Annotated in this window: 9 protein-coding genes and 1 pseudogene; 5 read left to right on the forward strand and 5 right to left on the reverse strand. The window is 65.3% G+C overall.

The window, feature by feature from the left end; all coding sequences use genetic code 11:
* The 3 genes and pseudogenes from R3280_RS13505 to R3280_RS13515 form a co-directional block, all read left to right on the forward strand.
* Positions 1–739, forward strand: a pseudogene (locus tag R3280_RS13505) (glucans biosynthesis glucosyltransferase MdoH); the annotation flags it as partial.
* A 67-nt stretch (positions 740–806) separates the two neighbouring features.
* A complete protein-coding gene (locus R3280_RS13510; RefSeq protein WP_318999137.1) occupies positions 807–2,384 on the forward strand; it encodes a glucan biosynthesis protein in 1,578 nt (525 codons plus the stop codon).
* 68 nt (positions 2,385–2,452) lie between these two features.
* Positions 2,453–5,299 (forward strand): AMP-binding protein, encoded by a 2,847-nt coding sequence (locus tag R3280_RS13515; RefSeq protein ID WP_318999138.1) that lies wholly within the window; start codon positions 2,453–2,455, stop codon positions 5,297–5,299.
* 79 nt (positions 5,300–5,378) lie between these two features.
* On the opposite strand, the gene R3280_RS13520 is transcribed toward R3280_RS13515, so the two are convergent.
* On the reverse strand, positions 5,379–5,783 hold the full coding sequence (locus R3280_RS13520; RefSeq protein WP_318999139.1) for a CBS domain-containing protein: 405 nt from the start codon (positions 5,781–5,783) through the stop codon (positions 5,379–5,381).
* A gap of 204 nt (positions 5,784–5,987) precedes the next feature.
* On the opposite strand from R3280_RS13520, the gene R3280_RS13525 reads away from it, so the two are divergent.
* Positions 5,988–6,542 carry a YaeQ family protein gene (locus tag R3280_RS13525; RefSeq protein WP_318999140.1) on the forward strand — a complete coding sequence of 185 codons (555 nt, stop codon included), beginning with the start codon at positions 5,988–5,990 and terminating at the stop codon, positions 6,540–6,542.
* Between the two features lie 13 nt (positions 6,543–6,555).
* Here the strand turns inward: R3280_RS13525 and R3280_RS13530 are convergent, their stop codons facing one another.
* On the reverse strand, positions 6,556–6,732 hold the full coding sequence (locus R3280_RS13530) for a DUF1328 domain-containing protein (protein WP_318999141.1): 177 nt from the start codon (positions 6,730–6,732) through the stop codon (positions 6,556–6,558).
* A gap of 193 nt (positions 6,733–6,925) precedes the next feature.
* Positions 6,926–7,711: an adenosylcobinamide-GDP ribazoletransferase gene (cobS, locus tag R3280_RS13535; protein WP_318999142.1), complete on the reverse strand. Its 786-nt coding sequence runs from the start codon at positions 7,709–7,711 to the stop codon at positions 6,926–6,928.
* A gap of 170 nt (positions 7,712–7,881) precedes the next feature.
* Here cobS and R3280_RS13540 point away from each other — a divergent pair, with 170 nt between their 5' ends.
* Positions 7,882–8,547, forward strand: coding sequence for an energy-coupling factor ABC transporter permease (locus R3280_RS13540; protein WP_318999145.1), 666 nt, complete (start codon positions 7,882–7,884; stop codon positions 8,545–8,547).
* Here the strand turns inward: R3280_RS13540 and R3280_RS13545 are convergent.
* Together R3280_RS13545 and R3280_RS13550 are read right to left on the reverse strand one after the other, a co-directional pair.
* Positions 8,532–10,271, reverse strand: a complete 1,740-nt coding sequence (locus tag R3280_RS13545) for a putative bifunctional diguanylate cyclase/phosphodiesterase (protein ID WP_318999143.1) — start codon at positions 10,269–10,271, stop codon at positions 8,532–8,534. The two genes, R3280_RS13540 and R3280_RS13545, sit on opposite strands and share 16 nt — an antisense overlap.
* 197 nt (positions 10,272–10,468) lie before the next feature.
* Entirely contained in the window at positions 10,469–11,677 is a 1,209-nt protein-coding gene (locus R3280_RS13550; protein ID WP_318999144.1) for an ammonium transporter, read from the reverse strand.
* Positions 11,678–12,025: the final 348 nt, after the last annotated feature.

Here is a 12,025-nt window from a genome sequence, read left to right on the forward strand (position 1 = left end):
ACGGAGGCAGGAGGCGGGGTTTGGTGGTGTTCCCCGGCTGCTGCTCAGCGTGCTGCTGGAGAGTGCGATCTCGGTTTTGCTGGCCCCCATCCGCATGCTGGCCCACAGCCGCTATGTGCTGGGTGGGCTGTTCAATGTCTCCCTGCACTGGGGTGGCCAGAACCGCACAGAGGCCACCTCATGGCGCCAGGCGCTGGTGAGCCAGCTGCCGGGTACCCTGGCCGGGCTGGGCTGGTCCGGCTTTGCCTGGAGTCTGGACCCGCTTTTCTTTTTGTGGTCCCTGCCTGTCACCATCCCCCTTCTGCTGGCGGCCCCCACCTCGGTGCTGTTGAGCCGGAATGGCCCGGGCCGTGTATTGCGCAACCGGCGCCTGCTGCTGATTCCGGAAGAGGCCAGCCCCTCCCGGCTGTTGAGCGACGCGACCGACCCTTACCCGTTGCTGCCGGCGACGCCAGGGCTGACCCGATTCGAGGAGGCGGTGCTGCTGCCGCGGTTGAACCACCTGCACCGGAGTTTTGCCCGCGATCATGGCGGCAGGCTGCGCCGCCAGACCCTGGACCGGTTGGTGAACCTGTGTCTGCGGGATGGCCCGCAGGCGCTTTCCCGCGCCGAGCTGTCGCAGCTCAGCCGCGACCGCTCGGCGCTGGCGGACCTGCACACCGGCGCCTGGCGCGCCCGCCCGGACAGTTACTGGGGCAGAAGGCTGGCGATGCTGGCGGAGCAGCCCGCGGCTGCCTGATCGCATGCCCGGCCCAACCAGTGCCAGCCGGCATCACTGCAGCCTGGACCATCAAGAGGAGTGACCCATGCCCATGGACCGCCGTACCCTGCTGAAACTGGCCGCTGCCCTGGCGGCGGCCGGCCTGTGGGCCCCGGCCCTGACCCGGAGCGCTGCGTCCGGTCAGCAGACTCAGGCATTCGACTATGCCTGGCTCAAGGGCCATGCCCGGGCGCTGGCAGGCAAGCCCCACCAGCAAAGCCAGGGCCAGATGCCAGAGAGCCTGCGCCAGCTCTCCTGGGACGATTACCAGGCCATCCAGTTCCGTCCCGAGGCGTCGCTCTGGCGGGAGCCGGAGAGCGCCTTCCGGGCCCAGCTGTTTCACCTGGGGCTGTACTTCCAGACCCCGGTGGCCATCCACGAGGTGGTGGACGGCCAGGCCCGGCTTTTACCCTACGACCCGGAGGCCTTCCGCTACCGGGGCGAACAGCCGCTGGGCCCGTTGCCGGAGGATCTGGGATACGCCGGTTTCCGGCTCCAGTTCCATACCGATTTCCGGCGCGACCTGGCGGCTTTCCTGGGTGCCAGCTATTTCCGGGCGGTCGGCCATGAGATGCAGTACGGTCTGTCGGCCCGGGGCCTGGCGATAGATACCGGTCTCAGTCGCCCGGAGGAGTTCCCGGTATTCACCGCCTTCTGGCTGGTGCGGCCGGCCGCCGGCGAGACCCGCTTCACCGCCTACGCCCTGATGGAGTCGGAGAGCGTCACCGGCGCCTACGCCTTCCACCTGGCCCCCGGTCGCGACATGGTGATGGAGATCGATGCCGCCCTTTACCCGCGCCGGCCGATAGAGCGCATTGGCATTGCACCGCTCACAAGCATGTACCAGGTCGGGGAGAACAGTCAGCGCATGGATTATGACTGGCGCCCGGAGATTCACGACTCCGATGGCCTGGCGCTCTGGACCGGAGCCGGCGAGTGGATCTGGCGGCCGCTGGTGAACCCCCGCAGCCTGCGGGTCAGCAGTTTTATGGATCACAACCCCCGCGGCTTCGGCCTGCTGCAGCGGGACCGGAATTTTGACCACTACCAGGATGACGGCGTGTTCTACGATCGCCGCCCCGGCGCCTGGGTGGAGCCCCGGCAGGACTGGGGCGAGGGCGCGGTGATGCTGGTGGAGATTCCCACCACCGACGAGACCTTCGACAACATCGTGGCCTTCTGGCATCCGGCCCAGCCGCTGGCCCCGGGTCGCGAGCACCTGCTGTCCTATCGGCTGACCTGGGGGGCCAGACCGCCGGTGGCGCCGCGGGAGCTGGCCACTGTGCAGGCCACCCGTACCGGGCTGGGCGGCGTGGTGGGTCAGCCGCGGCGCTACTTCTCCTGGCGCTTTGCGGTGGATTTCGCCGGTGGCACGCTGCCCATGCTGGCCGGGGACGGCCGGGTGGAGGCGGTGATCAGCGCCAGCCGCGGCGAGGTGGAGGTCACCTCGGCCCGGCCCCTGGCGGCCATCAACGGTTACCGGGCCATGTTCGACCTGGTGCCGGGAGACTCCGAGGAGCCCATTGATCTGCGTCTGTACCTGCGCCTCGGCGACCAGGCCCTGACCGAAACCTGGGTCTACCAGTACACCCCGCCACCGGCGTCGGAACGCAGGCTCTGCTGAGGTGCGGTTGTCAGACATTCCGCCTTGGGCCACCATGACATTGAACCAAGCGACTTTCTGGAGCAGCCATGGCAGAACCAGAAACCCAGGATTCAATGGAGGACACCATAGTGGCGGCGGTGGCCGACACCCTCCAGCAAGGCGATGCCGAGGGTGACCGCCGCCAGCCCGAGATCACCCTGGACAGCCATCTCGACAGCGACCTCGGGCTGGACAGCCTGACCCGTGCGGAACTGCTGGTGAACGTGGAGCGGCGCTTTGGCGTGCAGTTGCCGGAGCAGCTGCTCAGTGACGCCGACACGCCCCGGGATATTCTCGACGAAGTGGCCAGGCTCAAGGGAGAGAAGCCCTCGGACCGGAGCGGCGGCAAGTCCGGCGACCAGGAAAGCGAAGGCCTGGAGGATTCCGAGGCCGACCGGGAACACTTTGAGGTGCCGGATTTCGAGACCCTTCAGGAGGCCCTGCAGTGGCACACCCGGGAGCATCCAAGGCGGACCTACCTGCATTGGGTCAAGGGCTATGACGACGTCGAACCACTGACCTTCGGCGATCTCCACAAGGGTGCCCTGCGGGTCGCCAATGGCCTGTTCCAGCATGACCTTGAGCAGCGCGATACCGTGGCGTTGATGCTGCCCACCGGCCACGACTATTTCTACGGCTTTTTCGGCGCCCTCTACGCCAACGCCATCCCGGTGCCGCTCTACCCGCCCATGCGGGCCTCGGAGATCGAGGAGCACCTGCGCCGCCAGGCCTCGATTCTCAACAATGCCCAGGCCAGGATCATGATCACCGTGCCGGAGGCCCAGAAGCTGGCCTCGGTGATCAAGGGCCTGGTGCCGTCACTCGAGCATGTGGTGACGCCGGACGAGGTCTGGGCGAAACCCCTGGACCGGCCGGTGAGCGGCCCCAAGGCCGACGATCTTGCCTTCCTGCAATATACGTCCGGCAGCACCGGCACCCCGAAGGGTGTCCAGCTTAGCCACGCCAACCTGTTTGCCAACATCAGCGCCGGCAACGAAGTGCTGAAGGTGGACCAGGACGATGTCTTCGTCAGCTGGCTGCCGCTCTACCACGACATGGGTCTGATCGGCACCTGCCTGTCCAGCCTCTGGTACGGCATGCACCTGGTGATCATGTCGCCCCTGCTGTTCCTCACCAAGCCCAGGCACTGGCTGTGGGCCATCCACCAGTTTGGCGGCACCCTGTCACCGGCCCCCAACTTCGGTTACGAACTCTGCCTCAAACGTCTGGAGGATGAGGACCTGGAGGACCTGGACCTGAGCTCCTGGCGGGTGGCTTTCAACGGCGCCGAGGCGGTGAGTCCGGACACCGTGGAGCGCTTTGTCGAGCGCTTCAAACCCTACGGTCTCGACCCCAAGGCCATGGCCCCGGTCTACGGCCTGGCGGAGAACTGCGTGGCGCTGACCTTCCCGGAGAAGCCCAGGGAGCCGGTGATCGACCTCATCGACCGGGACAGGTTTCAGGAAAAGGGCGAGGCCAGTCCCGTGGACGCCGACGAGGCGGAAGAGGACGGCGCACTGCGGTTCGTCTCCTGCGGCAAGCCCATTCCCAATCACGATGTCCGCATCGTCGACGACGATGGCGAGGAGTTGCCTGAGCGCCGGGAGGGCTCGGTGCAGTTCACCGGTCCCTCCGCCACCCGGGGCTACTATCGCAATAAGGAGAAGACCGACGAGTTGTTCGACGGCGACTGGCTGAACACCGGTGATCGCGGCTACCTTGCCGACGGCGAGCTCTACCTCAGCGGTCGCAACAAGGATCTGATCGTCCGGGGCGGCCGCAACATCTACCCCGGCGAGATCGAGGAGGCCATCGGCGAGCTCGAGCATGTCCGCAGCGGCTGCGTCGCCGCCTTTGCCACCGGCATGGGCGAAAGCGAGGGCGAGAAACTGGTGGTGGTGGCGGAAACCCGCGAAACCCGGCGCGAGATCCATGAGCGCCTGGAAAAGGAGATCGTCAAGATCGCGCGGGACTGCCTGGGGATCGACGTGGACGAGGTGGTCATCGCCAGGCCCCACACCATCCCCAAAACCTCCAGCGGTAAACTGCGGCGCAACGATACCCGGCTGCGGTTCGAGCGCGGCGAGCTGGAGCCCAAGGACGTGCCGGTCTGGCGTCAACTCCTGCGGCTGGCGCGGGGTAGCTGGCGCCAGCACGGGCGGCGGCTGGCGCGCAGTGGCGGTCGCTGGCTCTATGCCGGCTGGGCCTGGCTGGCGCTCGGGCTGGTGGGCCTGCCGGTGCTGGTGCTGGTCAACCTGTTGCCCCGGCAGTCCTGGCGCTGGCAACTGTGCCACCATGCCGCCCGTTTGCTGGGCCTGATCACCGGTACCCGGTTGAAGGTGGAGGGCTTTGAGCGCCTGCGGAAACTGCCGCAGGGCTGTGTCATCGTGGCCAATCACACCAGCTACACCGATGCCCTGGTGATGACCGCGCTGGTGCCCCGGCCCATGCATTTTGTTGCCAAGGCAGAGCTCAAGCGTTTTGCGGTACTGCGGCACTTCCTGCGGCTGGTCGGCACTGAAACCGTTGACCGCAGCAGTGAGCAGAGCAGCGTCCGGGCGTCACGGGAAATCGCCGAGCGTGGCAGCGACCGGCGGCTCATGTTTTTCGCCGAGGGCAGCTTCGATGCCGCTCCGGGCCTGCGCCCCTTCCACATGGGCGCCTTCATGACGGCGGCGCTGCTGGATGAACCGGTCATTCCCGTCGCCCTCAAAGGCACCCGCCGCAAGCTGCCGGCGGATCGCTGGAACCCCCGGCCGGGGTCGATAGAGGCCATCATCGGAGAGGCCATCGAGCCGGAGGGTGATGACTGGAAGAGCGCCACCCGGTTGCGTGACAAGACCCGGCGCCAGATCCTGGAAATGACCGGGGAGCCGGACCGGCTGAAAAGCTGATAAGGCAGCCATAAAAAACCCGCCGTCGTGACGGCGGGTTCGGCGATGGGCCGCCTGGCGGCGGCCCAGTCAGTCGGCGTTACCGGTAATGACGGGCACAGTTGATCAGTTTCTTGGCCAGGGCGTCGTCCTGGCAATGGTCGGCAATGTCGCCCACGGTGATCACACCGACCAGGTCCTTGTTGTCCCGGTTATTCAATACCAGTAGGCGCTGCACCTCCATGTCCGACATGTTCTGGATCACATCCTCCACGTCGTCGTCCTCGTAGGTGTAGAAGACCTTCTCGGTGGCGATGGTGCTGGCCTTGTCGTTCGGGCCATGGCCGTTGGCAAAGCCCCGCAGGGCGATGTCGCGGTCGGTGACAACACCAACCACCCGGTCGTTCTCGACCAGCGGCTCAAAACCGGTATTGTATTGGCTCATGGTTTCCACCACCTCGGCGATGGTGACATCGGATGCCAGATAGGTGGGCCGGGTTGTCATTGCGTCTCTGACTTGCATGGTTAGCCTCCTTTCGTTGCCGGATCCATGGATGATTTCGAGACAAGCAACCGCCACTGCGTGGCTGCATAGTAAAGACGTTATGGCGGATGTGGCCGAATTCAACAGCGGAATTTTCCGACAGGCGGTGACAAACAGGCGTTTTGGAGTAGACTTTCGATCCTCCACCCTGTCAGGAAGTACACCATGGCGCTGCAGGCAACGCCCTACAAGGTCAATCTCAACCTCTCCGACGTGGATCGGGACGTCTACGAAAACCTCCGGATGACCGTGGCCCGGCACCCGTCCGAGACCGAACAACGGTTGGCGGCCAGAGTCCTGGCCTACGGCCTGTGGTATCACGAGCGACTGGAGTTTGGCCGGGGCCTGTCCGATGTGGATGAGGCGGCGCTCTGGCAGAAGAGCCTGGACGGGCGCATCGAGCACTGGATCGAGGTGGGCCAGCCGGACGCCGAGCGTCTGGTGTGGTGCTCACGCCGGGCCGAGCAGGTGTCACTGCTGGTGTACGGCAGTACCCGGAACTGGGCGCCCAAGGTGCTGGATAGCGTTCACACCCTGTCCAACCTCAACATTGCCGTGCTGCCGGAGCAGCCCCTGACCGCGCTGTGCCGGCGTATCAATCGCACCATGGACTGGGGTCTGATGATTACCGACGACGTACTCTACGTCAGCAACGGCGAGGAGCAGCACGAGCTGCCTCTGGAGTGGCTGCTGGGCAGTCGCGTTAGCCGCGCCTTCTAGTCTCGCACCGGAGCTAGGGCTTTGGGCCCTTGCCCCGGAAGGCATTGGCCAACAGCGAAATGACCAGCAGGGCCAGAAAAACGAAGAACAGGATCTTGGCGATCCCGGTAGCGGCGCCGGCAATGCCGCCGAATCCGAGTACGCCTGCAATGATCGCGATGACCAGAAACACCACGGCCCAATAAAGCATGTTGCCTCCCTGGGGCCTGAGCAGCCCGGGGCGCCTCCCGATTCAGGCAGCGCCCGTCAGGCTTCCTCCAACCGCACATCCCGGCTCGGTCATGGGCCCGATTGTCGGTGGATGAGTGTTATTCCAATCTAGGTCAGGTCAGCGGCCAAACGCAAGCCTTGGCCGCGATGTTGAATATCCTGTAACAGCGGCTTCATGCCAGCGCTGCCAGCCCCAGCAGCAGCGCCAGCTCGGTGAACACCACGCCCGCCCCCAGCGCATCGCCGGTGTAGCCGCCAATGTTGTGTTCCAGATTGCGCCCCCAGGCCAGCCCCACCAGGGTCACCGAGATTGCGGCCAGGATGGGCAGCATGGGCGCCCAGGGCATCATGGCCAGGCAGGCCAGGGCGACGAAGGCGGTGGCGACCAGGAGCCGGCGACCACTGAAGGCCTCGGCCACCGGTTTGCTCTTGCTGGTGCCGGGGTCGCTGACGTAGTGCATGGCCCGCATCATCAATAGCGGGGTCAGCCGCGCCACGCAGGGGGCGATCAGCAGCGCCAGCCACACCGGCGAGGCCTCTGCCAGCAGGGCCACCTTCAGCGCCAGCGCGGTGACCAGCGCCACCGTGCCGTAGGTGCCGATGCGGCTGTCCTTCATGATGCGCAGGCGGTCCGCCACCGTGTAGCCGCCACCCAGGGCGTCCACACTGTCCGCCAGACCGTCCTCGTGGAAGGCGCCGGTCAGCCAGAGATGGAGCGCCAGCACCAGCAGCAGGGAGACCACCGGTGGCCACAGCAGGGCCATCAGCAGGTAAGCGAGAGCGTACAGGGCCCCCAGCAACAGGCCGATGACGGGAAAGTAGACGCTGCTGCGGTTCATCAGGGCCTGGGAATAATCGATCCGCACCAGCATGGGGATGCGGGTCAGAAACCCCAGCGCCAGCCAGAAGGCCTGCCATTCCCGGCTGAGCGGCGTTGACTCCGGCGTGTGTTCGGGCAAGGGCGGGCACCTCCTGGACGGCAGCGGCACAAAGCCGCCAGTGTAATGGATTTGCGTTGTCGGCGCCGCCATCCCGCCCGCGGGGCGGTTAACCTGCTGTGACGGACGTTGTAGGATGGTGTCGGGGCCGGCGCCAGCCGGCGATGTCCATCACTGGAGGCGGCAAGTTCATGGGGCTCGCAGAGAATCTGCTGTCCACCGGCCAGATCCTGGTCAGCAGCCTGCTGTTTCTGCTGGGCCTGGCGCTCGCCTACCGGCACGCAGAGTGGCAGCGCCTGCAGGATGATCAGGCGGTCCAGCATGCCTTTTTCGGCGCTGCCGTGGTGCTGGCAGCCTTGTGGCAGATGCGGGCCGGTATCTCACCGGGCCTCACCGTGCATATCTTTGGCATCACCGCGGTGACTTTGATGCTGGGCTGGGGCCTGGCGGTGTTTGCCGGCATTCTGGCTCTGGTACTGGTAGTGCTGACCGGCCGTGAACCCTGGCAGATGTTCACCGTCAACGGTCTCATCACGGTGGTGGTGCCGGCGCTGGTGAGCCACGGCATCATGCTGTGGGAGCGGCGGCGGAACTTCCGCAATTTCTTTGCCTACATTTTCTTTTGCGGCTTCTTCGGTGCCGGCATCGCAGTGGCGGTGGCCGGCTGCACCATGGTGCTGATGCTGTGGCTCGGCGGCGCCTACAGCTGGGGTCACCTGGTGCACGAATACCTGCGTTACCTGCCGTTGATCCTGATCCCGGAGGGCTTCGTCAATGGCGCGGTGGTGACCGGCCTGATGGTGTTCCATCCGGAGCGCCTGCTCACCCTCGACCCGCGCCGTTACCGCGAATTCTGAGCCGCCGCCGGCGGCCAGCCCGCCAGCCAGGGCATGACCTGGTCCCCCGGCATGGGCCGGGCCACGCCATAGCCCTGTATGAAGTCGCAACCCAGGGTCTTGAGCGCCTCGGCATGCGCCATGGTTTCCACGCCTTCGGCCAGCACCGGCCGGTTGAAGCGCTGGGACAGGAAGATCACGCTCTCCACGATGGCCAGGTCGTCGGAGTCCGCCAGCATGTTACGGACAAAGCTCTGGTCGATCTTGATCAGGTCGATGGGCAGCGCCTGCAGGTAGGTCAGCGACGAGAAGCCAGTGCCGAAATCGTCCAGTGCCACCCGGACTCCAAGCTCACGGCAGGCATTGATCACCTGCCTGGCCCGCTGCATGTCGTCCAGGGCGGTGGATTCCAGCACCTCCAGGGTGACCCGTTCGGGTGCCAGGCCCGGGTGCCGGGCCAGCGCCAGCCGCAGTTGGTCGGCAAAGCCGGCGGACAGCAGATGATCGGCGCTGATGTTGATGCTGATGCCAACAGCAACGCCTTTTTCCTGCCAGCGTACGACTGTGGCCAGGGCCTCCTGCAACACCCACTCGCCGACCGGTATCTCCAGCTGGCTGCCCTCCAGGAAAGGCAGGAAAGCCCCGGGCGCCAGCAAACCCCGCTGGGGGTGTTGCCAGCGGATCAGGGCCTCGAAACCGGTGACCTGCTGGTCCGCCATCCGCACCTGGGGCTGGAAATAGAGCACGAACTGCTGCTGCCTGAGGGCCTCCTGAAGTTCGTTGAGCTGTTCCCGGCGTTTCTGGCGGTCGGCATCGCGGGCCGGATCGAAGAAGCGATAGGTCTGACGGCCCTCTTCCTTGGCGGCGTACATGGCCTGGTCGGCGTGGCGCAGCAGGCGGTCGGCATCGGAACGGTCGCGAGGATAGAGGGTAATCCCAAGGCTGGCGGACAGTGACACCGTGGCCGGGCCGATGCTCAGGGGTTCGCTGATGGTGTCCAGTATCCGCTCGTAGACGGTCTCATTGGCAACGTCCTGCAGCAGCAGGATGAACTCGTCGCCGCCCATGCGGGCCACCAGGTCATCACCCCGAAGCGCCAGCTTCAGGCGCTCGGCCATCTGGCTGATGACCCGATCGCCGGCGGCGGAGCCGAATTCGTCGTTGATGCGTTTGAAGCCATCCAGGTCCAACACGCAGACCGCCAGCTGCCGTCGAGTGCGATCGGCATGGCCGATGGCGTGGGTCAGCCGCTCCATCAGCAGGCGGTTGTTGGGCAGGCCGGTGAGAGGGTCGTAATGGGCTGCCTGGTAGAGCTCGGCGGCGTGGTTCTTGAGCACCGTCAGGTCGGAAAACACCGCCACATGGTGCCACTGGCCGGGTTCATTCAGCGCCACGCGGGTGATGGACAACAGTTCCGGATACTCCTCGCCGTCCTTGCGCCGGTTCCAGATTTCGCCACGCCAGTGGCCACGCTCGTTGATGTCCCGCCACATGGCGTCGTAGAACTTGCTGCAGTGGCGACCTGAGCTGAGCATGGAGGGGTTACGGCCCAGAACCTCGCCACGCTTGTAGCCGGTAATCTGGGTGAACGCCGGGTTCACATCGATGATGCGGTTGTCCTGGTCGCTGATAATGATGGCATCGTGACTGCGTTCGAAAACGCTGGCGGCAATGCGCAGGTCCCGTTCGATGTTGGATTCAGGCTGGCTTTGTTCGGAGCGGAAGGGTGGAACAGAGTTTGGCACGGAAGCTCGCTGTGACAGGAGGGTGATTTCGTGGCGCGGCGACGCTTATCCCTGCGAAAACCTGCATTTCTGATGAACGATATTACCACTCAGTGCATAATCTGGGGCTAAGTCGTTTTGCTTATAGACGGGGGTAATTGGTAGCAGAAAAGCAAGGCCCACCGGCGAGGGTGGGCCCGAGAGGGAGCCTGGGGCTCTCAGTCCATGGATGTGGCGCCGATGCGGTGAATGCTGATGTCGGCCCCGTTGAACTCCTCCTCCTCGGACAGCCGCAGGCCGGACAGGGCTTTGACCAGACCATAGACCACCAGGCCGCCCACAAATGCGATTACCAGGCCGGCGAGGGAACCGACGATCTGTGACATCAGGCTGACGCCGCCAAGCCCGCCCAGGGCCTGCTGGCCGAAGATGCCGGCCGCGATGCCGCCCCACACACCACAGACACCGTGCAGCGGCCACACGCCCAGGACGTCATCGAGTCGCTCGATGCGGTTCTGGGCCCACTCGAACAGGTAGACGAAGATGGCACCGGCAATACCGCCTGTGACCAGTGCACCCACCGGGTGCATCAGGTCGGAGCCGGCGCAGACCGCCACCAGTCCCGCCAGCGGACCGTTATGGATAAAGCCCGGGTCGGTGCGTCCGACCACCATGGCCACCAGCAGGCCGCCCACCATCGCCATCAGGCTGTTGACCGCCACCAGGCCGCTGATGCCGGTCAGGGTCTGGGCCGACATGACGTTGAAGCCGAACCAGCCGACGGTGAGAATCCAGGCCCCCAGCGCAAGGAAGGGAATGTTGGAGGGCGCGAACGCCACCACCTTGCCATTGCGGTAACGGCCGTTGCGGGCACCGAGCAGCAGCACCGCCGCCAGGGCGATCCAGCCGCCGACGCCGTGCACCACAACGGAGCCGGCGAAGTCGTGGAAGGATGCACCAAACTGGGACTCCAGCCAGGCCTGGAAACCGTAGTTGCCGTTCCAGATCATGCCCTCGAAGAAGGGATAGACCAGCGCCACGATCAACGCCGAGGCAATCAGCATGGGGTAGAAGCGGGCCCGCTCGGCAATGCCGCCGGAAACAATGGCGGGGATGGCGGCGGCGAAGGTGAGCAGGAAGAAGAACTTCACCAGCTCATAGCCCTGGTTGGTGGTCAGGGCCTCGGCGCCGCTGAGGAAGTGACCGCCATAGGCGATGTAGTAGCCAACGAAGAAATAGGCGACGGCGGAGACACCGAAGTCGGTGATGATCTTGACCAGCGCGTTGACCTGATTCTTGTGGCGCACGGTGCCCACCTCGAGAAAGGCAAAGCCGGCGTGCATGGCCAGTACCATGATGGCACCAATCAGGATGAACAGGGTGTTGGCGCTTTCAGTGAGCGTCTGTACTGCACTCGTGAGTTCCACGGGTTCGTTACTCCTGGGCTGGGGACCGCCGGTTTGTGGCGGTGTTGTGCATTGTTGGTGCGACGGTCAAGCAACAGGTGTTCCAGAATTGGGCAAACTCATAGAGGGCGGGGGCTTAACTGATCGAATAGGGGGCGTGATGTGATGGCTGGTGCGTAGTTACCGAGATAACGCACAGCGATGGTGCGTAAGAGCCAGGGTGTGCACGAAATCAGAGCAGTGGGTGGAGTGCGCCCCACCCGCTGGTGGGGGGCGGCAGGGGGGAGATTTGAGGGCGCCGGCGCGGCGCCCGGCGGCCCGGGGGGAGTGCAGGGGACGGCGGTCGGTGGCCGAGGGGGGGGGCTCGTC

Origin of the sequence: Marinobacter sp., assembly GCF_033722195.1 — a bacterium.
In the GTDB taxonomy this organism is placed as follows: Bacteria; Pseudomonadota; Gammaproteobacteria; order Pseudomonadales; family Oleiphilaceae; genus Marinobacter.